Raw genomic sequence first — 22,293 nt, forward strand, 5'->3', positions numbered from 1 at the left:
TCTTTAACTCGCTTGTGGAGGCATTTTTACAACACCCAACTCGTCAGGTTCGTTGACTTTGCCTCTTTGTAAAATCGTTTCTGGGGCGGTGTCGACACGTAGCCCCATGTCTTTCTCTTCACGGATAAGATCGCCGCGAAGACTGTTCGGTAACACTTCTGTAATACGAACATCAACGAACTGACCTATCATATGGGGTTGTCCGACAAAATTTACAACCCGGTTATTTTCTGTTCTTCCAGACAGTTCCATTGGGTTCTTTTTCGAAGGTCCTGTCACTAATATTCTTTGCTCAGTATCCAGCATGCGTCGCGCATGCGCCATAGATTGCTGATTTAAGCATTGCTGTAAAATTTGTAAGCGTTGCTTTTTGGTTTCCTCTGAAACGTCATCAGGCAAGTCGGCGGCCGGAGTTCCCGGACGTGCGCTATAAATAAAGCTGAAACTCATGTCAAAATCAACGCTTTGGATCAAATCCATAGTTGCTTGAAAATCAGCATCGGACTCCCCCGGGAAGCCGATAATGAAGTCAGATGACAGAGCAATGTCCGGACGTGCTTTCTTTAAAGCACGCATTTTTGACTTGTATTCAAGCGCTGTATGACCGCGCTTCATCATTGTCAGTACGCGATCAGAGCCGCTCTGTACCGGTAAGTGCAGATGACTCACCAACTCTGGAATCGTTGTGTAGGCTTCAATAATATCGTCGGTAAACTCGACTGGGTGCGATGTGGTATAACGAATACGGTCAATGCCATCAATGGCAGCAACCAGGTGAAGTAACTCGGCAAAGCGACACTGAGTGCCATCAAAGTGTTCACCTAAGTAGGCATTTACGTTTTGACCGAGCAAATTCACTTCGCGTACGCCTTGATCTGCCAGCTGAGCAATTTCATAGATGACATCGTCAACAGGGCGGCTGACTTCTTCGCCGCGCGTGTAAGGGACAACGCAGAAAGAACAGTACTTGCTGCAGCCTTCCATAATCGAAACGAAAGCACTGGCACCGTCAGCCTTAGGCTCTGGCAAACGGTCAAACTTTTCAATTTCAGGGAACGACACATCAACCATTGGCGCATGGGTTTCGCTGACTTGGTTGACCATCTCTGGTAGGCGGTGCAACGTCTGCGGCCCAAATATAATATCGACAAAGGGGGCGCGAGAGCGAATTTCGTCGCCTTCCTGAGAGGCCACACAGCCGCCAACGCCAATGAGCAAGTCAGGTTTTTTCTGCTTCAGATTTTTCCAGCGACCTAACTGGTGGAAAACCTTTTCCTGAGCCTTTTCGCGAATGGAGCAGGTGTTCAACAGGATCAGATCAGCGTCTTCAGCATCTTCTGCAACGTCGTACCCGTGTGTCGATTTAAGTAGATCAGCCATTTTCGCTGAATCGTACTCGTTCATCTGACAACCCCATGTTTTGATATATAACTTCTTGCTCATGACTACTCGATGGTTGATAGGTTCTAATTAAGACCGGATATTTTATCGTTTATTGGGGCAAATTGCCAAACACGAATTTGTTAGCTCTTACGACGTGAGCGTATCGCAAAATAGCCCGCCACAAATATAATCAGTGCGCCCCAGAGCATATGCCATGCAAGCGCTTCATCAAATAACCAAAAGCCCAGCAAGGCGGCAAAAATAACCGAACTGTAAGTGAAAACACCGACTTTTGCGGGGGGCGCTATAGAAAACGCTTTTGTCATCGCTAGTTGACCGTAAACGGCAAGTAGGCCAAGTGCGAAAACGCCAAGCCAATGATGACTGGGAATGGGTTCCCATAACCAAAGCAATGGCACACCAGAGGCAATAGTTGCTAACGTACTGAAGTAGAAAACAATTTTACTGGTAGACTCGGTGCTCGACATACGCCGTATCACTGTTTTGGTAAAAGCGGCCAAGGCAGCCGCCAAAAACGCAACGGCAATAACCGGAGAGAGTTCACTGTTCATCGGGTCGAGGAAAATAAATACGCCGACAAAACCAAGGGCAATAGCCAACCAGGTTTGGCGGGCGACGTAGTCTTTTAACCAAAGCCAGCCAATGATTGGTATTAAAAAGGGCGATAAAAGCAGCACCAGTGTTGCCTGAGCCAGCGGGATACTGGCTATGGCAAAGAAAAACAAGTACATGGCGGTAATGCCGGCAGCGGCGCGAATGAGATGCAAACCTAAACGGGTTGTTTTTAGCGACCCAGGTCCTTTTCGCCATAGCCAGGGCAGCAATACTAAAAATGCGGTTAGGTTTCTAAAAAACACCAGTTGTTCAAAAGGCTGGTCTTGGCTGATGAATTTTACCAAAGCACTGACACCGGCAAAGCTCGCCTCTGCGCTTAAAATTAAAAATGAGGCGAGAATAACGGCTTTTTGTGAGGTGTCTGTCGTTGCCATTGAGGTGCTCTTAAAAAATGTGGCATTTACACTGATGAATATGACTATGATAACGGAAATGAGACCGGAAATGTGTTATTTATAGAGAACTTATACTTACAGACAATTCAGGTTCTATGCGAGATTTAACGGTTGTCATAAATGGCGGTGGAATGGTCGGTGCTGCGTCGGCGCTGGCACTTGCTAAAGCCGGGGCTTACGTCAAATTATTTGAAAGTCATCCACCAAAGCTCGAGGGGCAAACCTATGATTGGGATCTCAGAATTTCGTCCGTAAACTTAGCCAACTGGCAGTGGTTACGCTCACTGGGGGTTCATGAGGTCATCGCTCACAGCAAAGTAAGAGACTACCAGCGGTTAACGGTAACTACTCAGTCAGGAAAAAGCCTGACATTTGATGCCAATGAAGTCGACCAGGCGTCACTGGGAGTGATGGTAGAAAATAACGCTTTGCAGGCAGCGCTTTGGCAGTGTTTGCGAGACTACGAAAGTGTCGAACTCGTGACAGAGCAGCGTATTAATTCCTTGAATCCTCATGACAGAACCGTCGAGCTCACTAACGGTGAGCGGAGTAGCTTCGACGTATTGCTGGGATGTGACGGTGCGAACTCCATTATCGCTCAGTTGATCCACACTGCGTATCGTGGCTGGGATTATGATCAACGTTGTTTGCTGGCTAATGTTGAGCTTGAACAGCCTGTCGCTTCCGAGACTTGGGAGGTTTTCAGACCACAGGGACCTTACGCATTACTGCCACTGTCTGACACTAAAGCCTGCCTTATTGACTATGATAAAAGAGCCGATATTCGTTCGCTTCAGCATGATAAAACCGCACTGCAAACCCATTTGGTACAATTGTTTGAGCCACATGTAGGAGCATTTCAGTTGATAAAAGCCGCGAGCTTTCCGTTGCAGCGTAAGCATGCATTAAACTATTGTTCATACGGCTGCGTTGCGTTACTCGGAGACTCTGCTCATAGTATTCATCCTATGGCGGGGCAGGGCGTTAACCTGGGGTTCGCCGATATTCAGTGCTTGCTCAACGAATTATCTAACAAGCCAGTGACTCAGGCGCTTAACGGATACGAAAAACAACGAAAATTTGAAAACGCTAAAATGATGCGTTTAATGGATGCACTTCAAATAAGCTGGCGCAGCAGTAATCCGATAGCTCGTCTATTGGCTGACGTCTCTTTGAATGCCGCCAGAGCTCCGATACTGAAGCACTTCTTAATAAAGCAGGCTATTGGGGAATAGAGTAATTAAGGGGAAACAGGCACAAAAAAACCACCCTAAGGTGGCCATTGTCTGTTGTGGTGCGGAGGGAGGGACTTGAACCCTCACGTCCTTTCGGACACTAGCACCTGAAGCTAGCGCGTCTACCAATTCCGCCACCACCGCAACAGTAGTTAGTATGGCTGGGGCACCAGGGATCGAACCTGGGAATCGCGGGATCAAAACCCGCTGCCTTACCGCTTGGCTATGCCCCATCCAACTAAGGACAGCAATCACAAAATAAATTAAAGAAGCTAATGGCTGGGGCACCAGGGATCGAACCTGGGAATCGCGGGATCAAAACCCGCTGCCTTACCGCTTGGCTATGCCCCAATTTTAGCTACCCTGAGAGAGAGTTGGTGCGGACGGAGAGACTTGAACTCTCACGCCGTGAGGCACTGGAACCTAAATCCAGCGTGTCTACCAATTCCACCACGTCCGCACATTTCTCAGTTAAGTTGGTGGCTACGGCGAGATTCGAACTTGCGACCCCAGCATTATGAGTGCTGTGCTCTAACCAGCTGAGCTACGTAGCCAACTTTTTTAACTTTCCGCTCTCTGTGAGTGCGGCGCGTATTATGCAAATCGCTCCGCAACCCGTCAACCTATTTTTGAGAAAAAATACGATAAAGCAGCGCGTTTGTGCAAAAAAACAGTCATTTGATTAAAAAGGCGTCAAATTACCATGGCAAAGGGTCGCCGTTGCTATGATAAAACTCACCCGTCGACTCCATTGAAAGTTCCTCAATGCGTTGTCTGAGCCTCTCGGCAGCGGTTGCAGCTGAAATATCACCCGCATGGTTAACCATGTCGGTTTGTACAAATCCCGGATGCAGTACTGCAACGGCAATGCCTTTGTCTTTTAAATCTATAGACAGGGACTTGCCAGCCGCGTTTAATGCGGCTTTTGACATTCTATAACCGTAGCGGCTGCCAGAGCCGTTGTCGGCAATTGAACCCATCCGGCTGGTAATCAACGCAATTTTACTGCCTTTAGATAAATTATCGAGTAATGCTTCGGTTACTCGCAAAGGAGCCAGTGCATTGACCTCAAATTGTGCTCGAATGGTGCCGGCGTCCAGCTCACCTAAGACATCTTTGTGTAGTAGACCAGCGTTATTAACCAAAATATCTACTTTCGCATTGCCCAATGTTTCTTTTAAACGCAATAAGTCTGAGGCTTTAGTTACATCAACACCTTCTATGATGTCGACATCCAGTTCGGTCAGCTGCTTAGAGTTATTGCGGCAAACGGCTGTGACTTTGTAACCTTTTTCGGCATATTGTTTAGCAAACTCAAAGCCGATGCCTCTGTTTGCGCCTGTTATAACGACATGGGGTTGACTCATGATTTACTCCTCTAAGACAGTTATTGGCTTACACCGCCCTCGGTTAATTTTTTCGGATCTAATAATTGCTCTAAGCGCTCACGGCTTAAATCGGTCATTTCGTCTGCAACATCGATAATAGGGCGACCGTTTTGGTAAGCCTTCTTCGCTATCTCAGCCGCTTTACTGTAACCAATAACAGGGTTGAGTGCGGTCACTAAAATAGGGTTTTTAGCCAAGGCCTCATTAAGGCGCTCTTCGTTGACCTCAAAGTCCTTAATGGCTTTATCAGCTAAAGCATGACAGCTGTTTGTCAGAAGCTCTATCGACTGCAGTAAATTATAGGCTACAATCGGTAACATAACGTTCAGCTGAAAGTTTCCTTGCTGAGCTGCTGTCGTAATCGTGGTGTGGTTGCCGTTAACTTGTGCGGCCACCATCGCCACTGCCTCTGGTATTACCGGATTCACCTTACCAGGCATGATGCTGCTGCCGGGTTGAAGTGCTGTTAACTGAATTTCACCCAGGCCGGCTAGGGGACCGCTATTCATCCAGCGTAAGTCATTGCTTATTTTTAACAGCGTCGTTGCCAGGGTGTTCAATTGGCCGTGCAACTGCAGGTTCAATTCTTGTCCCGCAATGCCTGTAAATGGGTTTGGGGATGCTTTAAATTCAGTGCCGGTGAAGCCGCTGAGTTCTTTTGCGAAGGTTTCTGCGAACCCCTCTGGTGCATTAATGCCGGTGCCTATTGCGGTGCCACCCTGAGGAAGAATACGGCTGTGCTGGAGCAGCTGTGGCAGTTGCTCAGCGGTGTGGCTGAGCTGGCCCGCCCACGTCTCTAACTCCTGTGCTAGCGTCATAGGCATCGCATCCATCAAATGGGTGCGCCCGGTTTTTACTACGTCCCGAAGCTCGACAGCTTTACTACGAATAACCTCCATTAAATGCTTAATGGCAGGCTGTAAGCGTTTCTCAATGGCTAATACGCTGGCCACTTGAATGGATGTGGGTATGACGTCGTTACTCGACTGGCTTTGGTTGACGTGGTCATTTGGATGAACGTTAACGCCGTTTCGTTTACACAAGTTCGAGATAACTTCATTGACGTTCATATTCGAGCTTGTGCCAGAGCCGGTCTGAAAAATATCAATAGGGAAGTGCTCTTTATGCTCGCCGTTAATAATTTGCTCGGCCGCCTGAACAATAGCGTCTCGTTGCTTTTCCTCTAAACTACCGACCTTTGCATTCGCTTTGGCGGCGGCGGCTTTTACGCGGGCAATCGCTTGAATCATATCATCAGGCATTGTCAGCCCGCTTATCGCGAAGTTGTCTACGGCCCGCTGTGTCTGTGCCGCGTAAAGTGCCTCTTCCGGAACCTGAACTTCACCCATACTGTCGCTCTCGGTGCGATATTCTTGACTCATAAAGAAAACCTCCTGCGGCAAAGATTTGTGTTTAATGTAATTTTAATAGGTATAACACATTACGAATCGGCTGAGATGAAGATCACGTTGTTGAAGACGCGAAAGTTGCGGAATTTGTGATGTGGGGTAATCTAGAACTATCAATCTAAAATGGAGTGTCATTTGAGAGCACTTAAACGTCTGTTGGTCACTTTAGTGTGTTTGCTGCCGGTTATGGTGGTTAACGCTGACGAATTGACTCTGACTATCGTCGATGCAATGGGAAACCCCTTACCAAATGCTGTGGTCATTGTTGATAACGCTCATGTTCCTGATAGAGCAAAGCTTAAGGTCGAGAAAAAGATCATTGATCAGGTTGATCGCCAGTTCACACCATTCATGACGGTTATAAAAGCGGGAAGTGAAGTGACTTTTCCAAATAGTGATAATATTCGCCACCACGTTTACTCTTTTTCTAAGCCGAAGCCTTTTGAGCTCAAGTTGTACGCAAATGAAGAAAAGCCGACACTGAGTTTCAATAAGCCTGGCGTAGTCACACTGGGCTGTAATATTCATGATCAAATGATTGCTCACATTGTTATTACCGAGGACGAAACCGCCTGGATAACTGGCGAAGACGGCAAAACGGTTTTAAACATAAATACAACCGTTGAGTCTTCGGCAAGTGCTCGTGTGTGGCACCCATTGATGGGGGCTGACTTAATGACGGCGAAAGACGTCATTTTAGATAACGTAAAGGGCAAACCGCTGATGTTAGATGTGGTGAAGGAACAAGCAGATAAGGAGCCTAAGTCTCGCTTAGAGCAGCGCTTTAACCGAACGGGGAATTTATGATTCGGCGCTTTCGCACCAGACTGATAGTTATTCTCCTACTGCTCGTGTCAGGCTCTATAGCAATATCACTGACCGCAATGAACTTCAGTGTAGAGCAACAGGCCGAGCGCTCTATTGCTCAAGAGCTGAATGTGAGTGAACGAGTTTTCCGTGAGCTTTTGAATAGCCGCAGTGAACTGTTGCTGCAGGCAGCAGCAGTATTAACCGATGATTTTGGCTTTAAGCGGGCAGTGGCTACCGGCGATAAAGACACTATCGTTTCAGTATTGGTGAATCACGGGGAGCGAATTAACACTGAGTTGATGGTGCTTCAAACGCCAGCAGGTGAAGAGATAGCCGCAACTCACTCTATCGGTAATGAAGTAACTAAAGATTCACGTGGTCAGCAATTAGCTATTGTTGATGGTGAGCTGTTTCAGTTGATAACGGTGCCAGTAAAGGCGCCACAACTAATCGCTTGGGCAACTTTGGGTTTTCAAATTGACTCTAATTTAGCAACTGAATTACAAAATTTAGCGAATGCTGATATCAGCCTCTGGCAGGAGTCCTCAAAAAAAGTAATAGCGTCCAGTCTTGAGCCGGAGCTTCAGGCTAATTTGCAAAACGCACTTACGCGTAAAAGCTCGCTGGCTGACTGGCTTGACGAACAAGCATTAGTGGGCAAAGAAACATTGCTTGAAGCCTCTCAAGGCGATCAGGTACATGTGCTGTTGTCCTCGTCACTCGAAGAGGCAATGGCCGATGTTCACCGGGTTCAGTGGCAAATGTTGTTGATTGGCGTGGTGGCTGTACTGATTGCAGGCGCTGCTGCGTTACTAATGGCTCGCAGTGTTTCAAGACCGCTATCGAGACTAACGAAAGCCGCTAAACAATTGCAAAAGGGTGACTATGGCAACCTGAATTTGGAAAAACGAGCCGATGAATTTGGTGAATTAGCTATAACCTTTGAGTCAATGAAAGGGGCGGTGTCTGAGCGTGAGAGACGCATATCTTTTCAAGCGACGCATGACCAACTGACCGGATTACCGAACAGGGCTCAGTTTGCGGCGGACTTAGAGCGACTATTGAATAAAGGTTGTGCAGGAACGTTATTGCTCATCAATATCCGCAAATTCAGAACACTCAATGACACACTCGGACAGGAGGTGGGTGATTTTGTGCTAAAACAAATTGCGCAGCGACTGACGGACTTTGGCGAACAAAGTCTCTCTGCCCGTATTGGGGGGGATGAATTTGCCTTGGTCGTTGAGGACAAGCTATCCGCTAACCACGACCTTATTAAAAGCCTTCGCTCATTTATAGAGAAGCCGGTAAAAGTCGGAGAAAGTGATTACCCGATACTGTTTAATACGGGAGCCGTTGAATTTCCCCGACAAGGTAAAGCCTTTGATACCTTGTTGCGCCGGGCACAGGTGAGTGCGCAAGAAGCCAAGCGCCGGCAAGATTTCGTGTTCTTATACAGCGAGGGGCTTGATGAACAGTACTTGCGTAAGCTCAATATTCTGGAGCATTTGAAGTACGCCGCTGACGAGAAGGAGCTGACCTTGCTTCTTCAGCCAAAAATAGAGACACAAACCGGAAAAACGATAGGTGCAGAAGCTTTATTAAGGTGGCACAACGAAAAGCTTGGCTTTGTGGGGCCTGATGAATTTATTCCATTGGCTGAACAGTCAGGTTTGATAAAAAAGCTGACAGAATGGGTGTTTAAACAGTCAGTATCTTACTTAAAGCGTATCAATGTTGCAGGTCATTTTAGTTTGAGTATTAACCTCTCTGCTATTGATTTGTTAAGTGATGAAATTCTCTCTGTTATAGGTGAGCTGGAGAGGGAAGTGCCGGAACTCAATAAACATTTGATTCTTGAAGTGACGGAAAGTGCGATTGTGAGTGATCCGGATGCTGCAATTGAACGGTTAAACTGGTTAAGAGAAAAAGGTTATCAGGTATCTATTGATGATTACGGTACCGGTTATTCTTCGCTAGAGCAAATGAGACGCTTGCCGGTCACTGAATTAAAAATAGACAGAGCTTTTGTCCAGCCTTTGGTAAGCAGTGCAACGGATCAATCCATCGTTCGTTCAACGATTCAGCTGGCTCACGAACTGGGCTTGAGGGTTGTAGCTGAAGGTGTGGAAGACGTTGAAAGCTGGAACTGGCTAAAAAATCAGAGTTGCGATGTGTTACAGGGGTTCTATTTTAGCAAGCCGATTCCGTTTGATGATTTTAATGACAGGTTACAGGGAGAGTCTCGTGACTAACCTACGACTATTGAAAAGTGCCGTTTTTGTACTTGCAGTATTACCGCTAACAACGTTTGCAGATGCTGGGTCAAAGCTACTGGCGACCGGCGGCGCGTCGACGATTGAAGGATCCGGTGGCGGTGGCATTGTTCCATGGGCGACGTTGAGCTCCTACGCTGATACTGGAGAGTGGGGGGCAACGGTTAATGTGAGCGAAGTTGCCGTTGATGACTTTCGACTCAGCGTCCAGGGCGCCAGTGTTTCCTGGAACAATCGTGTCGAATTGTCTTATGCTCAGCAAACGTTTGATTTGTCGACGATTGGAGGAGAGCTGGAGCAAAACATAGTGGGTGCCAAAGTCCGCCTGTTTGGAAATCTGGTGTACGGTGACTGGCCTCAACTGAGTGTCGGCGCTCAGCATAAGAAAAATAAAACATTCACTCTACCTAGTGCAGTTGGGGCGTTAGATGACAGTGACACGGATTGGTATGTCAGTGCCGCCAAAGCTTGGCTAGATGGACCATTTCACCGAACCTGGGTGGCTAATGTAACGATGCGACGAACACGTTCAAACCAACTTGGTTTATTAGGATTTGGTGGCGATAAAGAGGCGGACTCAAAATGGGTTGCTGAGGCATCGGTGGCTGCTTTTTTAAACCGGTACTGGGCTGTTGGTGTGGAATTTCGTGATAAGCCTGACAATTTAAGCTTCGCTAGGGAAGAGGCCTGGAAAGATATTTTTGTTGCTTACTTTCCCTCAAAGCATGTCTCTCTTGTCGGTGCATATACTGAGCTTGGCTCTATTGCGGGCTTAGATGATCAAAGCGGTTGGTACCTATCGTTGCAAGCGGCGTTTTAAAGGAAATAACTATGAGACGACTAAGTATTGTGTTTTTGCTCCTGTTATCGCCAATGGTGATGGGACAAAGCCTTTATCAGCAATTAGGAGAAAAAGAAGGAATTTCTTCAATAGTTGAGGAGATGTTGTATCGCGTCGGTGGTGATGAACGCATTGTGCATCACTTCGACGGAGTAGATATTGTGCGTGTTCATAAACTTATTACTGAGCAAGTTTGCGATGTGGTCGGTGGACCCTGTGAATACAGTGGTGAGACAATGAGAGTATCTCATGAAGGGATGGGAGTAATGCACGCCGATTTTAATGCGTTGGTAGAGCATTTGATTATTGCAATGGAAAAGCACAATATTCCTGTCTCTACTCAAAACCAGTTATTGGCAAAACTCGCCCCTATGTACGGGGATATTGTGGAACAATAAAAAAGCCGCTCAACGGGAGCGGCTTTGAAGTAGAATTCATGTATTCTCAGACGTTAAAGCGGAAGTGAATGACATCACCGTCTTTAACGATGTATTCCTTACCTTCCAGGCGCCACTTACCGGCGTCTTTTGCGCCTTGCTCGCCGTTGTTTTCGATGAAGTCGTCATAGCCAACGACTTCGGCACGGATAAAGCCTTTTTCAAAGTCCGTGTGAATACGGCCCGCCGCTTGTGGTGCTGTAGAACCGACTTTAACCGTCCACGCGCGAACTTCTTTAGGGCCTGCAGTAAAATAAGTTTGCAGGTTCAAAAGCTCGTAACCAGAACGAATGACACGGTTAAGACCCGGTTCGTCCTGACCAATTTCCGATAGAAACTCTTCTTTATCGGCATCATCCAGTTCAGCGATTTCTGACTCAATGGCGGCACAAACAGGAACCACTACCGCATTTTCAGCCGCAGCAATTTCGCGAACAGTATCTAAGTGCGGGTTATTTTCAAAGCCATCTTCATTGACGTTGGCAATGTACATAGTTGGCTTCAAAGTCAGCAAGTTGTATGAGCGAATAGTCGCCCGGTCTTCTTTCGTTAACTCTACTGAGCGAGCCATGTGCCCCTCATCAAGAGCTGGCTTTAGCTTTTCCAAAACGGCAATTTCAGCCTTGGCCTGCGCGTCGCCACCTTTGGCTTTCTTACCTAACCGGTGTAGCGCCTTTTCGACAGAGTCTAAATCGGCTAATGCCAATTCGGTATTAATTGTGTCAATGTCATCAGCAGGGTTAATGCCGCCACTGACGTGTACAATGTTATCGTCTTCGAAGCAGCGGACAACGTGCCCAATCGCGTCAGTTTCGCGAATATTAGCCAGGAATTGGTTACCTAAACCTTCGCCTTTTGAAGCACCTTTTACGAGGCCTGCGATGTCAACGAACTCCATGGTCGTTGGCAGAACCTTCTCTGGTTTAACAATTGAAGCAAGCTTGTCCAGGCGTGTATCCGGAACCGGAACAACGCCGGTGTTAGGCTCAATCGTACAAAAAGGAAAGTTTGCTGCTTCAATACCCGCTTTGGTCAGGGCATTGAATAACGTGGATTTACCGACGTTGGGTAAACCAACAATACCACACCGAAATCCCATGATGAGTTAACCTTTCTGTTGAGGACGGTAGCTGTGGAGGCGTTGAAGCGCGTCCGTCCAGCCTTGTTCCATTAATGTGTCAATACTGCGACTGGCTTCATCGATACAATCATCAATGAGTCGCTGTTCAGTTGCTGGCGCCTTGCCGAGCACAAAACCGGTCACTTTCGATTTGTGACCCGGGTGTCCAATGCCAATTCGCAATCTGAGGAAATCCTGACTGCCAATTTGGGCGATAATATCTTTAATGCCGTTATGACCGCCAGCACCACCGCCTTTTTTAAACTTCGCTACACCGGGCGGTAAATCTAATTCGTCGTACGCGACGAGAATCGATTCAGGCGGAATTTTATAGAAGTTGGCGATATGTGCGACAGAAAAGCCGCTGCGGTTCATATAATTCTGAGGCATTACAATGCGCACATCGTGAGCGCCTTGTTGATAACGGCCAATTAATGCTTTTGATTTAGCGTCGACCGATAATGTAACACCGTGTCGCCTGCAAAAGTCGTCAACTAACCAAAAACCCGCGTTATGGCGGGTTTTTTCGTATTCGGGGCCTGGATTTCCCAGGCCCACTAATAGCTTAATGCTTGTTCCCATAGCTAGGACTAATGCTTACTCTTCGTCAGCGTCGTCTTTGCTCTTCTCTGCAGGAACTTCATCAGGAGCTACTGTTTCTTCTTCGTCTTCTTCTTTCTCTACACGTGGAGCAGAGATAGAAACAACTGCCTGGTCGTGGTCTTCGCCTTTAGTCAGCTCAACCAGCTCAACACCTTTAGGAAGGTTCAGGTCAGTCAGGTGAATCGTGTCACCAACGTTCAGTTCTGCAATGTCCACTTCCAGATACTCTGGTAAGTCTTTTGGAAGAACTAAAATTTCAACGTCATTGACGTGGTGAACAACAACACCGCCTTCTTCTTTAACGCCTTTCGCCGTCGTTTCATTCAAGAAGTGAAGAGGGACGTGAGTGTGCAGCTTCTGACCTTTCTCAACACGTTGGAAGTCTAAGTGAGTCAGCTTAGGCTTGAAAGGGTGACGCTGCATGTCTTTCAAAATGCACTGCTCTTTCTTGCCGTCGATGTCTAAGGTCAGAATGTGTGAATAGAAGGCTTCGTAATCAGCCATGTTATTCACTTTGTTGTGATCCATTTCTAACGCTACTGGCTCACCTTTACCACCGTATAGGATGGCAGGTACTTTATCCGCATGACGCAGGCGGCGGCTCGCACCTTTCCCCTTGTCCGCGCGGACACTTGCTTTAATTGTGAAATCTAATTCAGCCATGATATTGGGCTCTCATTGTTAAATGTTTTAATTTGTCAGCACTCGCGACCAAGCTGCTGACCCAAATACTCAGAAACCGACGACGAGGCCGGTTTCCAAGGGCGCGCAATACTAGCACTGAAGTCTTAAAAAAACAACTGTATCAGTACTCGAACATTGCGGAGATAGACTCTTCGTTACTGACTCGACGAAGTGCTTCAGACAACATGCCGGACAGTGTCAGCTGACTGACTTTACCTGTTGCTTTCATTTCTTCGCTTAATGGAATGCTGTCAGTGACAATTAGCTCGTCGATAGCAGAGTCTTGAATATTCTGGACTGCTTTGCCTGAAAATACTGGGTGTGTTGCATAGGCGAAAACGCGTTTCGCGCCATGGCTCTTAAGCGCTTCTGCGGCTTTACAAAGCGTACCACCAGTATCAATCATGTCATCGACGATAATACAGTCACGCCCTTTAACATCCCCAATAATGTGCATGACCTGAGAAACGTTAGCAGAAGGGCGACGTTTATCGATAATCGCCAAGTCAGTGTCATCCATTAATTTGGCAAATGCGCGAGCACGAACAACACCGCCGATATCCGGAGAAACAACCACCGGGTTGTCGAATTGTTGTTGACGCATGTGTTCAAGTAACACTGGGGTGCCGAATACGTTATCAACCGGAACATCGAAGAAGCCCTGAATTTGCTCGGCATGTAAGTCAACGGTGAGAACGCGGTCAACACCAACACTTGATAAGAAATCAGCAACGACTTTCGCCGTAATAGGTACACGAGCAGAGCGAACACGGCGATCCTGGCGGGCGTAACCGAAATAAGGCATTACCGCAGTAATACGACCTGCAGAGGCGCGACGCAGGGCGTCAACCATAACGATAAGCTCCATTAGATTATCGTTTGTCGGGGCGCAAGTAGACTGCAAAATAAAGACATCGGAGCCGCGGACATTCTCATTAATAGCGACACTGATTTCGCCATCACTGAAACGTCCAACAGACGCTTCACCCAGCTTAATGTATAAACGATCGGCGATTTTCTGAGCTAGCTCGGGGGTAGCGTTGCCAGCGAAAAGTTTCATGTCAGGCACAACATACCTCGACTTTTATTGGGTTAATGTTTGGAAAAGTGGTGAACGGTTCTGGCCTTGAGCGATAAATGAAAACAGTTCTCTGGGAACGTGTTTTTGAGCTTCCTCTGCCGCTTGCCTGCTCTCGAATGTCGAAAATAGACATGCTCCACTGCCAGTGAGCCGAGTCGGTGCGTATTCTAGCAAGGCATCACGTAATTTAGCAACTTCAGGATGCAGAGCACAGACCACTGGTTCGAACACGTTTTCGTGCTGGCTTAGTTCCCAGGAAGCAGGTACAAGGGGGTTACTGTGTCGCTTTAGGTCAGGGTGATTAAACAGTTCAGCAGTGGATATATGTACGTTCGGTTTAACGATTAAATACCAGGGAGTGTCTGGTGAAACATCGGTAAATTGCTCACCAATACCTTCTGCGAAGCAAGTGCTGCCGTGAATAAATACGGGTACATCGGCACCTAGCTCCAGTCCTATCGCCTGGAGCTCTTCATTCGATAGCTTTTGCCCCCACAAGTAGTTAAGACCAACTATAGTCGTGGCGGCGTCTGAGGAGCCGCCACCCAATCCCGCACCTTGAGGAAGGTACTTTTTCAACTCAATTGTAACCCCGGGTAAGTTGCTAATGTCCTTTTTTAAGTAAGCACGTTGGAGTTGTTGGAGCGCTTTCCAAATCAGGTTGTCTTGCTTCGCCACATTAGAGCCATGATCGATCAGTTCGAATTGGTTTTCTGGCGCGGAATGGAAGTGTAACCAGTCGCCAAAGTCGAGGAACTGGAATACGGTTTGCAGCTCATGATAGCCGTCTTGGCGACGTCCGATTATATGCAAAAAAAGATTCAGTTTGGCTGGCGCAGGTAGTTTCAATTGTGGGTCTGCCATTCTTGCATTTGTACCTTTATTTTTAGTGTCGGGCTGTCAATATGGACTTGTTCTGGAAGAGGAAGCTCAGCGTTTGTTTGTGAATCATAAAACCATCGAATGCGCCATTGCTCATTATTTTGAACGACCGAGGCGCTGGCTAATGTACCGTTGTTATAATAGGTCAGGTTGTTCAGTCGAGCGGTTTTCTGGCCGATTAACCATTGGCGCAGCTGTTCAAATGGAATATAAACCTGTAACACATCTGCCAACAACACCGGCGCAGTCACTGCAGAGCGAGTGGCGCCATTAGAGTCTACTAGCGTTGCCTGGCGCTTGCTCACTGTTAGTTTCGCGAGCTGACCTTTCAGTGGATGCGAAAAACGAAGCTCTTGATACGTCGGCTGGTATCGCCAATTGACATAAAACGAGTCGCGTTCGTCGAGCTCTTTTTGTATTAATGCCATACGTCCGGACATTGACCAGTTATTAAAGGCGCTTAATTTATTTTGGTGGCTGTTAACTAAGTCGATATTGACCTGGCGGCTGCTGTCCTGATGTGACGGCGTTGGTATTGAACAGCCCGTGACAAGCAATACAGTCAGCAAAACGGCTAATTTAGTAAGGTGTTGAATCATATTTTTCTATTGGCGTAATCGGTGAGTCGTTAGTTGACCAGAAAGCGCTGTGACTTTCAATGACTGGGGCTTTCACGTACAATCACTGCCACTTAAATATGATGACCGCGTTGAGATAACGAGTTACACAATCCGATGACCATTTCAGCTCTGGGAATAAACCACAAAACAGCCCCCGTTGATTTACGTGAGCAAGTTGCTTTTAACGCCGAGCAACTGGATGCTGCGTTGCAGGCGGTTCGTGGTTTGCAAGGTGTACAGGAAGCGGTCATTGTGTCTACGTGTAATCGTACTGAGCTGTATTGTCGCGGTGATGTATCCGATGACCTATTGTTAGGTTGGTTCACAGGCTTTCATAGTTTACCGCCCGATGCTCTGCAAAATCATCACTACCTGTTTAAGAACGACCAGGCAATTAGCCACTTAATGTCGGTTGCCAGTGGCTTAGATTCGTTAGTGCTGGGCGAACCCCAGATACTCGGTCAAGTAAAGCAGGCCTATCAAATTGCTAAGCGACAAGCGGCTGTTGGCGGTATTTTAGAGCGCCTGTTTCAGCAAACATTTCGTGTCGCAAAAACCGTACGCAATGAGACGGCGGTTGGACAAAACGCTGTGTCGGTAGCCTATGCCGCTGTGTCTATGGCGCGTCATATCTTTTCTAATTTAGCGAAGTCAAAAGTCTTGCTGATAGGCGCCGGGGACACCTCTGAATTAGTTGCTCAGCATCTAAAGCAGCAGGGCGTAACCGACATAACCGTAGTGAACCGAACGTTGCAACGAGCCCGAGAATTGGCTGAAAAAGTCGACGGTGCAGCACACAGCTTGTCAGAGCTTGCAGAACTACTTCCTGATGCGGATATCGTGGTGAGTTCAACAGCAAGTACGTTGCCGATAGTTGGTAAAGGTACGGTTGAAAAGGCGCTTAAAAAACGTCGTCATAAACCAATGCTGCTTATCGATTTAGCCGTTCCCAGAGACATCGAAGAACAAGTCAATGAGCTGGATGACGCTTATTTGTATACTGTCGACGACTTACAAAGCATTATTAGCGAAAACATAAGAAACCGTGAACAGGCAGCAAAGGAAGCGCAGGTAATTATTCGTCAGCAGGCGCAGGAATTTACCGACTGGTTACAGTCGCTCAATAGTGTCGAGCTAGTTCGAGCATACAGACAGCACACTAAGGCCGTTGCTGACACGCATTTGGAGCGGGCGTTGACTCAGCTGCAGCAAGGTAAAGCTGCGGAAGAGGTGCTTAAACAATTTAGTCATAGGTTGGTGCAGCAACTGACCCATCAACCCACCAATTTGTTAAAATCTGCCGGTGAAAATAACGACCAGTACACCCTGGCAGTGTTACAGCAATTATGGTCAGACGAGAATTCTGACTCCTAAGAAGGCAAATAAAAATCTATGTTGAATCCATCCATTGAACGAAAACTTGAAGGTCTGCTTGAGCGTTACCAGGAAGTTCAGGCGCTGCTCGGTGAACCAGACGTTATTTCTGATCAGAACCGTTTTCGTGCGTTGTCGAAGGAATACTCGCAACTTGAGGAAGTGGTCGACTGCTTTGAAAAATATAAGCAGAACCAGGAAGACCAGATCGCCGCTAAAGATATGGCGGAGGAAGATGATCCTGAAATGCGGGAAATGGCTCAGGAAGAATTAAAACAAGCCAAGGAAAACGAAACTGAGCTTGAGCAACAATTGCAAATTTTATTATTGCCAAAAGACCCAAACGATGACCGCAACTGCTATTTGGAAATCCGGGCCGGAGCCGGTGGTGATGAAGCGTCAATATTTGCTGGCGACTTATTTCGGATGTACAGCCGTTATGCGGAAAAGCACGGGTGGAATATCTCTGTAGTGAGTGCCAACGAAGGTGATCATGGTGGTTATAAAGAAGTGATTGCACAGATGAATGGTGACGGCGCTTATGGTCGTATGAAGTTTGAGTCGGGCGGACATCGCGTGCAGCGCGTACCTGAAACCGAGTCACAAGGTCGAATTCATACATCAGCTTGTACGGTGGCTATTTTACCGGAAATTCCGGAAGCGGAAGCGATAGAGATTAACCCTGCTGATTTACGAGTCGATACTTTTCGAGCTTCCGGTGCCGGTGGTCAGCACGTTAACCGGACTGACTCGGCCATTCGTATTACGCATTTGCCTTCGGGTGTGGTCGTTGAGTGTCAGGAAGAGCGTTCACAACACAAAAACCGCGCAAAAGCGATGTCAGTATTACAGGCACGATTACAGAAAATCGAAGACGAAAAGCGTCAACAGGAAGAAGCCAGTACACGTCGCAACTTGGTCGGCAGCGGTGACCGCTCAGAGCGTATTCGAACCTATAATTATCCGCAAAGTCGTGTCACGGATCACCGTATTAATTTAACTTTATATCGGCTGGATGAGGTTTTGCAGGGGGATTTGGACTTGATTATGGATCCAATTATTACCGAACATCAGGCGGATCAATTGGCGGCATTGTCTGAAGGACAAGAATGACCATAGAAGAAGCTCTGCAGTGGGCGCGGCAGCAGCTGGCGCACAATGAAGATGTTAGGGCCGATGTTTTTGCGCTGCTGAGCTTTGTGCTGGACAAAAATAAAACCTACCTAATGACCTGGCCGGAAAGAGCATTAACCGACGAACAGTTGGAACGCTTTGAGGTCGTGGTTCATGAGAGGGTTAACGGGAAGCCGATAGCTTACATTACCGGACGTAAAGAGTTTTGGTCGCTAGAGTTGGAGACGAACGAAAGCACTCTCATACCCAGAGGGGACACAGAAACCCTGATAGAGACAGCATTGAGTCTGGATTTGCCCGATAATGCTCGAGTACTGGATTTAGGTACCGGAACCGGTGCGATTGCGCTGGCGTTAAAGTCAGAGAAGCCGGACTGGCAGGTGAGTGGGTGCGATAAGAACGGTGACGCGGTTGCTTTGGCTGCCCGTAATGCCACACGTAACAACCTGGATGTTGAGTTTTTCCAAAGCGACTGGTTTTCTCATGTGCCTGTCGGCAAGCCTTTTGACCTGATTGTTTCTAATCCGCCATACATCGAAGAAGCCGATCCCCATTTACGCCAGGGGGATGTTCGATTTGAGCCGTTAACTGCTTTGGTGGCAACGGGCGACGGTTTAGACGATATAAAGAACATAATTACTCGATCAACGTCATACTTGGCGGACGGTGGTTGGTTACTACTTGAACAGGGGTGGCAGCAGGCTGACAGTGTCATTGAGCTACTCACAAAAAGTGGTTATAAAAAGGTTAACCGTTGGCAGGATTATGCTAGTGTAGAACGAGTATCAGGTGGACAATACGTCACGGCGGAGAGAGACAAGTAATGAGCAACCAGTTCATGTTTGCTGATGAAGCCAGCCAGCAAAATACAAAATTACCAACAGAATACTGGAAAATTTTAATTGTCGATGACGAGCCAGAAGTGCATGCGGTCACAAAACTGGCATTGAACGACTTTAACTTTCTGGGACGCGGTCTCAAGTTTTATAGTGCATTTTCTGGTGAAGAAGCCAGAAAGCTCATTGATGAACATCCCGATGCGGCCATTCTTTTACTTGATGTTGTGATGGAAACGGATGACGCAGGTCTCCAGGTCGCTCGCTATATTCGAGAGAAAGCCGACAACCACTTTACTCGTATCATTTTGCGAACAGGACAGCCGGGGCAGGCGCCTGAACGTACCGTTATCGTCAATTACGATATTAACGACTATAAATCGAAAACCGAGTTGACCGCGCAGAAGCTATTTACGGCTGTTATGTCGTCATTGCGTTCATACCGCGACATTATGTCCATTGACCAAAGCCGCCATGGTTTGGAAAAAATCATTTCAGCGTCGACAAATTTGTATGCGCTACAACCGATGAATAGTTTTGTTGATGGTTTGGTTCAGCAGTTGAGCTGGGTTATCGGTGGTGCTAAGCAAACGCTTTACGCAACAGCAAATGAAGACGGCACCTCTTATAAAGTATTAGCCGCGCACGGTGAAGATTCACAGGTTAGTGTCGGTCAAACGCTGCGTTCGGTCATTCCTTCAAAGGCATTAGCTGAGCTGGAGAACGTCATTGCAAATCATGGTTCGTTCTACGGAGAAGACTTTGTGCTGTTGTATTGCCGCAGCCATTGTCGTGCGCATGGCTCGGTTTTATTTATTGGTGGGCTTTCCCGCACGTTAACCGCTGATGACCACCATGTCTTGCAATTATTTGCTGAAAATGTGCAGTTGGCTCAGGACAACGTTGTGTGCCTGGAGGACTCTGATCACTTCCTGGCACGCCTGGCGGATCAGCTGATGCTGCATCATGCCAATCATTTCAATAACGTGCTGGATGGCAGCAAAGAAGGGCGTATTGCTTATCGCCTGGCTCAGGCCGTTAATGCCGACGAAGCGGAAGCGACGGCTTTAGCCTGGTCGCTGTTTGCACAAGCTCGTCCGCTGTTGGACTGTGCGTCGACACCTGTTGCCGCCAACGAAACAACTTGCCAACAACGTGTTGCTCGTTCACTAAGAGCGTTAACGCATGGTGAGCACGAAGCCACCCAAAAAGCGCATCGTGCGTTGATGGAACGCTTGGAGCGCTGGGATGGTTTAGGCCTTCCAGAAGGAAAACAAGGCGGTGATATTGCACTGAGTACGCAAGTATTGTTGTTAACTGAACAGCTAGTGGACTGGTTTGAAGGAGACACAAGTGACGCGGATATCAAAACACGACTTGATGACGAAAAAGGTCGCTATTATTCGCCTGACTTCCTTGAGCAAGGATTGAAGCTACTGCCCGAACTAAGAAATATTTAATTTATTATAAAGGGGTTTTACTGTGTACGTTGTTTTTAAACACCTGCATGTTCTATTTGTTTTTATTTCTATTACTTTATTTCTATTCCGCTTCGTTTTGCGGTTGCTGGATTCTCCAGCGTTACAAAAGAAGTGGCTGAAAGTGGTACCACATATCAATGACACGCTTTTATTGGCGAGTGCCATTGGCATTATGGTGACGGTTGGTATGTATCCGATAGAAGTGCCTTGGCTGACGGATAAAGTTATCGGTGTTATTGGTTACATTATTTTTGGTATTTTCGCCATGAAAGGTCAGTCTGCTGTGACTCGCTGGGTAGGCTTTCTCGGTGCGTGCGGCTGGATAGCTTTCTTATTGCACGTGGCTATGTCAAAAACAGCACTAATTGCTGGCTAGTTAAAAAGGATTTTGTTGTATGTTAGCACCGGAAACCGCCGTAACAGAAACGAGTGCGCTAATTACTAACGATGGCGTTATCATTGGCTTATTAATGGCCATTTTGGGTTTTGTTTTCTATACCAATAATAGTGACCATCCGGCGTTTAAGAAATTTTATCGCTTCGTACCCGCGTTATTGCTTTGCTATTTCCTGCCGTCGTTGTTGAACACTTTCGGTATTGTCGATGGCAATGCGACAGCCGTAACAGATATCACTATGGATTATCTGCTACCGGCCTGTATGGTGTTACTGACGCTGAGTTTGGACTTAAAAGCAATTTTGGGTCTGGGATCCAAAGCATTGATACTGTTTTTAACTGGTACCTTCGGTATTGTTATCGGTGGTCCCATTGCACTATTGCTGGTTTCTTTCATCTTTCCTGAAATGCTCGGCGGAGCAGGCCCTGATGCGGTTTGGCGTGGTATGACGACCATCGCCGGTAGCTGGATCGGTGGTGGAGCTAACCAGGCGGCTATGAAAGAAGTGTATGAAGTCGGTGGTGATATTTTCTCAGCGATGGTAACGGTCGATATTATTGTCGCTAACTTATGGATGGCTGTGTTGCTTTATATGGCAGCGAACGCTAAGCAAATTGATGCACGCACTGGCGCAGATACGTCAGCTATTGACGCCATTCGTCATAAAGTTGAAAAGTACGAAGCCGAGCACGTTCGTAATCCAAGCTTGAGAGACTTAATGCTTATTTTAGCCGTTGGCTTCGGTGTGGCAGGCGTAGCTCATTTACTGGCTGACTGGATAGCACCGGCCATTGGCACGAACTACCCGGCTCTGAGTAAGTTCAGCTTAGACAGTTTGTTCTTCTGGGTTATTGTTCTTGCGACTGCGGGCGGTATTGCGTTGTCTTTTACCCGCGCTCGCTCGCTGGAAGCGGCTGGCGCTTCTAAAATTGGCTCTGTTTTTGTCTATGTTTTGGTGGCAAGCATCGGCTTGCACATGGACGTGACAAAAATTGTTGAAGCACCAAAATACTTCCTAATTGGCGCTATCTGGATGATTATTCATGCGTCGTTAATGCTGCTTGTTGCTAAAATTTTACGTGCCCCTGTTTTTTACATGGCGGTGGGCAGTCAGGCCAACGTCGGCGGGGCCGCATCAGCTCCGGTAGTCGCATCGGCGTTTCACCCGTCACTGGCACCAGTGGGTGTTCTGTTGGCTGTTATGGGTTATGCGCTGGGGACTTATATGGCGTACTTCTCAGGCCAGGTGTTGCGTGTGGTTGGCAGTTGAT

General features: G+C 47.3%; 21 protein-coding genes and 5 tRNA genes. 11 read left to right on the forward strand and 15 right to left on the reverse strand.

Features of this window, described 5'->3' with window-relative positions; translation table 11 throughout:
- Positions 1-3: 3 nt before the first annotated feature.
- Together miaB and EST55_RS01210 are read right to left on the reverse strand one after the other, a co-directional pair.
- On the reverse strand, positions 4-1,443 hold the full coding sequence (miaB, locus tag EST55_RS01205) for a tRNA (N6-isopentenyl adenosine(37)-C2)-methylthiotransferase MiaB (RefSeq protein ID WP_129496217.1): 1,440 nt from the start codon (positions 1,441-1,443) through the stop codon (positions 4-6).
- Between the two features lie 80 nt (positions 1,444-1,523).
- Positions 1,524-2,393 (reverse strand): DMT family transporter, encoded by an 870-nt coding sequence (locus EST55_RS01210; protein ID WP_088768487.1) that lies wholly within the window; start codon positions 2,391-2,393, stop codon positions 1,524-1,526.
- Between the two features lie 116 nt (positions 2,394-2,509).
- Here EST55_RS01210 and EST55_RS01215 point away from each other — a divergent pair, with 116 nt between their 5' ends.
- Positions 2,510-3,649: an FAD-dependent monooxygenase gene (locus EST55_RS01215; protein WP_129496218.1), complete on the forward strand. Its 1,140-nt coding sequence runs from the start codon at positions 2,510-2,512 to the stop codon at positions 3,647-3,649.
- A 57-nt stretch (positions 3,650-3,706) separates the two neighbouring features.
- On the opposite strand, the gene EST55_RS01220 is transcribed toward EST55_RS01215, so the two are convergent.
- The 7 genes from EST55_RS01220 to EST55_RS01250 form a co-directional block, all read right to left on the reverse strand.
- Positions 3,707-3,793: transfer RNA gene (locus tag EST55_RS01220), tRNA-Leu, on the reverse strand.
- A 14-nt stretch (positions 3,794-3,807) separates the two neighbouring features.
- Positions 3,808-3,882 (reverse strand) — tRNA-Gln (locus EST55_RS01225).
- Positions 3,883-3,925: 43 nt separating this feature from the next.
- Positions 3,926-4,000, reverse strand: a tRNA-Gln gene (locus tag EST55_RS01230).
- 24 nt (positions 4,001-4,024) lie between these two features.
- A tRNA-Leu gene (locus EST55_RS01235) sits at positions 4,025-4,109 on the reverse strand.
- Between the two features lie 17 nt (positions 4,110-4,126).
- A tRNA-Met gene (locus tag EST55_RS01240) sits at positions 4,127-4,203 on the reverse strand.
- Between the two features lie 144 nt (positions 4,204-4,347).
- Positions 4,348-5,016, reverse strand: a complete 669-nt coding sequence (locus EST55_RS01245; protein ID WP_129496219.1) for an SDR family oxidoreductase — start codon at positions 5,014-5,016, stop codon at positions 4,348-4,350.
- Between the two features lie 20 nt (positions 5,017-5,036).
- Entirely contained in the window at positions 5,037-6,419 is a 1,383-nt protein-coding gene (locus tag EST55_RS01250) for a class II fumarate hydratase (protein ID WP_129496220.1), read from the reverse strand.
- A gap of 162 nt (positions 6,420-6,581) precedes the next feature.
- Between EST55_RS01250 and EST55_RS01255 the strand changes: the two genes are divergently transcribed.
- From EST55_RS01255 to EST55_RS01270, 4 genes are read left to right on the forward strand one after another with little or no spacing between them, the layout of a single operon-like run.
- Positions 6,582-7,253, forward strand: a complete 672-nt coding sequence (locus tag EST55_RS01255; protein WP_129496221.1) for a methylamine utilization protein — start codon at positions 6,582-6,584, stop codon at positions 7,251-7,253.
- The gene (locus EST55_RS01260; RefSeq protein ID WP_129496222.1) at positions 7,250-9,511 is read left to right on the forward strand and encodes an EAL domain-containing protein; all 2,262 of its coding nucleotides are present in this window, start codon (positions 7,250-7,252) and stop codon (positions 9,509-9,511) included. The genes EST55_RS01255 and EST55_RS01260 overlap by 4 nt, the downstream gene beginning before the upstream one ends.
- On the forward strand, positions 9,504-10,352 hold the full coding sequence (locus EST55_RS01265; RefSeq protein ID WP_346437533.1) for a DUF3034 family protein: 849 nt from the start codon (positions 9,504-9,506) through the stop codon (positions 10,350-10,352). The genes EST55_RS01260 and EST55_RS01265 overlap by 8 nt, the downstream gene beginning before the upstream one ends.
- A gap of 11 nt (positions 10,353-10,363) precedes the next feature.
- Complete coding sequence (locus tag EST55_RS01270) at positions 10,364-10,771, forward strand: group 1 truncated hemoglobin (protein ID WP_129496224.1); 408 nt, start codon at positions 10,364-10,366, stop codon at positions 10,769-10,771.
- A gap of 46 nt (positions 10,772-10,817) precedes the next feature.
- On the opposite strand, the gene ychF is transcribed toward EST55_RS01270, so the two are convergent.
- The 6 genes from ychF to lolB form a co-directional block, all read right to left on the reverse strand.
- Positions 10,818-11,909 (reverse strand): redox-regulated ATPase YchF, encoded by a 1,092-nt coding sequence (gene ychF, locus EST55_RS01275; protein ID WP_053952779.1) that lies wholly within the window; start codon positions 11,907-11,909, stop codon positions 10,818-10,820.
- A 6-nt stretch (positions 11,910-11,915) separates the two neighbouring features.
- Positions 11,916-12,512, reverse strand: a complete 597-nt coding sequence (gene pth / locus EST55_RS01280) for an aminoacyl-tRNA hydrolase (RefSeq protein ID WP_088768480.1) — start codon at positions 12,510-12,512, stop codon at positions 11,916-11,918.
- Positions 12,513-12,527: 15 nt separating this feature from the next.
- Positions 12,528-13,196, reverse strand: coding sequence for a 50S ribosomal protein L25/general stress protein Ctc (locus tag EST55_RS01285; protein ID WP_088768479.1), 669 nt, complete (start codon positions 13,194-13,196; stop codon positions 12,528-12,530).
- A gap of 142 nt (positions 13,197-13,338) precedes the next feature.
- The gene (locus EST55_RS01290; protein WP_129496225.1) at positions 13,339-14,286 is read right to left on the reverse strand and encodes a ribose-phosphate pyrophosphokinase; all 948 of its coding nucleotides are present in this window, start codon (positions 14,284-14,286) and stop codon (positions 13,339-13,341) included.
- A gap of 15 nt (positions 14,287-14,301) precedes the next feature.
- On the reverse strand, positions 14,302-15,162 hold the full coding sequence (ispE, locus tag EST55_RS01295) for a 4-(cytidine 5'-diphospho)-2-C-methyl-D-erythritol kinase (RefSeq protein WP_129496226.1): 861 nt from the start codon (positions 15,160-15,162) through the stop codon (positions 14,302-14,304).
- Positions 15,144-15,779 (reverse strand): lipoprotein insertase outer membrane protein LolB, encoded by a 636-nt coding sequence (gene lolB, locus EST55_RS01300; protein ID WP_129496227.1) that lies wholly within the window; start codon positions 15,777-15,779, stop codon positions 15,144-15,146. The genes ispE and lolB overlap by 19 nt, the downstream gene beginning before the upstream one ends.
- 135 nt (positions 15,780-15,914) lie before the next feature.
- On the opposite strand from lolB, the gene hemA reads away from it, so the two are divergent.
- From hemA to EST55_RS01330, 6 genes are read left to right on the forward strand one after another with little or no spacing between them, the layout of a single operon-like run.
- A complete protein-coding gene (hemA, locus tag EST55_RS01305) occupies positions 15,915-17,174 on the forward strand; it encodes a glutamyl-tRNA reductase (protein WP_129496228.1) in 1,260 nt (419 codons plus the stop codon).
- A 21-nt stretch (positions 17,175-17,195) separates the two neighbouring features.
- Positions 17,196-18,287 (forward strand): peptide chain release factor 1, encoded by a 1,092-nt coding sequence (gene prfA, locus EST55_RS01310; RefSeq protein ID WP_100692238.1) that lies wholly within the window; start codon positions 17,196-17,198, stop codon positions 18,285-18,287.
- Positions 18,284-19,132: a peptide chain release factor N(5)-glutamine methyltransferase gene (gene prmC, locus EST55_RS01315; protein WP_129496229.1), complete on the forward strand. Its 849-nt coding sequence runs from the start codon at positions 18,284-18,286 to the stop codon at positions 19,130-19,132. Before prfA ends, prmC begins: the two co-directional genes overlap by 4 nt.
- Positions 19,132-20,604, forward strand: a complete 1,473-nt coding sequence (locus EST55_RS01320; RefSeq protein ID WP_129496230.1) for a DUF3369 domain-containing protein — start codon at positions 19,132-19,134, stop codon at positions 20,602-20,604. The genes prmC and EST55_RS01320 overlap by 1 nt, the downstream gene beginning before the upstream one ends.
- A 22-nt stretch (positions 20,605-20,626) precedes the next feature.
- Entirely contained in the window at positions 20,627-21,001 is a 375-nt protein-coding gene (locus EST55_RS01325; protein ID WP_129496231.1) for a SirB2 family protein, read from the forward strand.
- A gap of 19 nt (positions 21,002-21,020) precedes the next feature.
- A complete protein-coding gene (locus EST55_RS01330) occupies positions 21,021-22,292 on the forward strand; it encodes a DUF819 family protein (RefSeq protein ID WP_088768471.1) in 1,272 nt (423 codons plus the stop codon).
- Position 22,293: the final 1 nt, after the last annotated feature.

It is taken from the genome of Idiomarina sp. 29L, from assembly GCF_004123135.1.
Lineage (GTDB): Bacteria > Pseudomonadota > Gammaproteobacteria > Enterobacterales > Alteromonadaceae > Idiomarina.

Coding starts and splice junctions, on each gene's coding strand:
- miaB (WP_129496217.1), bottom strand. CDS start 1,443: ATGAGCAAGAAGTTATATATCAAAACATGGGGTTGTCAGATGAACGAG.
- EST55_RS01210 (WP_088768487.1), bottom strand. CDS start 2,393: ATGGCAACGACAGACACCTCACAAAAAGCCGTTATTCTCGCCTCATTT.
- EST55_RS01215 (WP_129496218.1), top strand. CDS start 2,510: ATGCGAGATTTAACGGTTGTCATAAATGGCGGTGGAATGGTCGGTGCT.
- EST55_RS01245 (WP_129496219.1), bottom strand. CDS start 5,016: ATGAGTCAACCCCATGTCGTTATAACAGGCGCAAACAGAGGCATCGGC.
- EST55_RS01250 (WP_129496220.1), bottom strand. CDS start 6,419: ATGAGTCAAGAATATCGCACCGAGAGCGACAGTATGGGTGAAGTTCAG.
- EST55_RS01260 (WP_129496222.1), top strand. CDS start 7,250: ATGATTCGGCGCTTTCGCACCAGACTGATAGTTATTCTCCTACTGCTC.
- EST55_RS01270 (WP_129496224.1), top strand. CDS start 10,364: ATGAGACGACTAAGTATTGTGTTTTTGCTCCTGTTATCGCCAATGGTG.
- ychF (WP_053952779.1), bottom strand. CDS start 11,909: ATGGGATTTCGGTGTGGTATTGTTGGTTTACCCAACGTCGGTAAATCC.
- pth (WP_088768480.1), bottom strand. CDS start 12,512: ATGGGAACAAGCATTAAGCTATTAGTGGGCCTGGGAAATCCAGGCCCC.
- EST55_RS01285 (WP_088768479.1), bottom strand. CDS start 13,196: ATGGCTGAATTAGATTTCACAATTAAAGCAAGTGTCCGCGCGGACAAG.
- ispE (WP_129496226.1), bottom strand. CDS start 15,162: ATGGCAGACCCACAATTGAAACTACCTGCGCCAGCCAAACTGAATCTT.
- lolB (WP_129496227.1), bottom strand. CDS start 15,779: ATGATTCAACACCTTACTAAATTAGCCGTTTTGCTGACTGTATTGCTT.
- hemA (WP_129496228.1), top strand. CDS start 15,915: ATGACCATTTCAGCTCTGGGAATAAACCACAAAACAGCCCCCGTTGAT.
- prmC (WP_129496229.1), top strand. CDS start 18,284: ATGACCATAGAAGAAGCTCTGCAGTGGGCGCGGCAGCAGCTGGCGCAC.
- EST55_RS01320 (WP_129496230.1), top strand. CDS start 19,132: ATGAGCAACCAGTTCATGTTTGCTGATGAAGCCAGCCAGCAAAATACA.
- EST55_RS01330 (WP_088768471.1), top strand. CDS start 21,021: ATGTTAGCACCGGAAACCGCCGTAACAGAAACGAGTGCGCTAATTACT.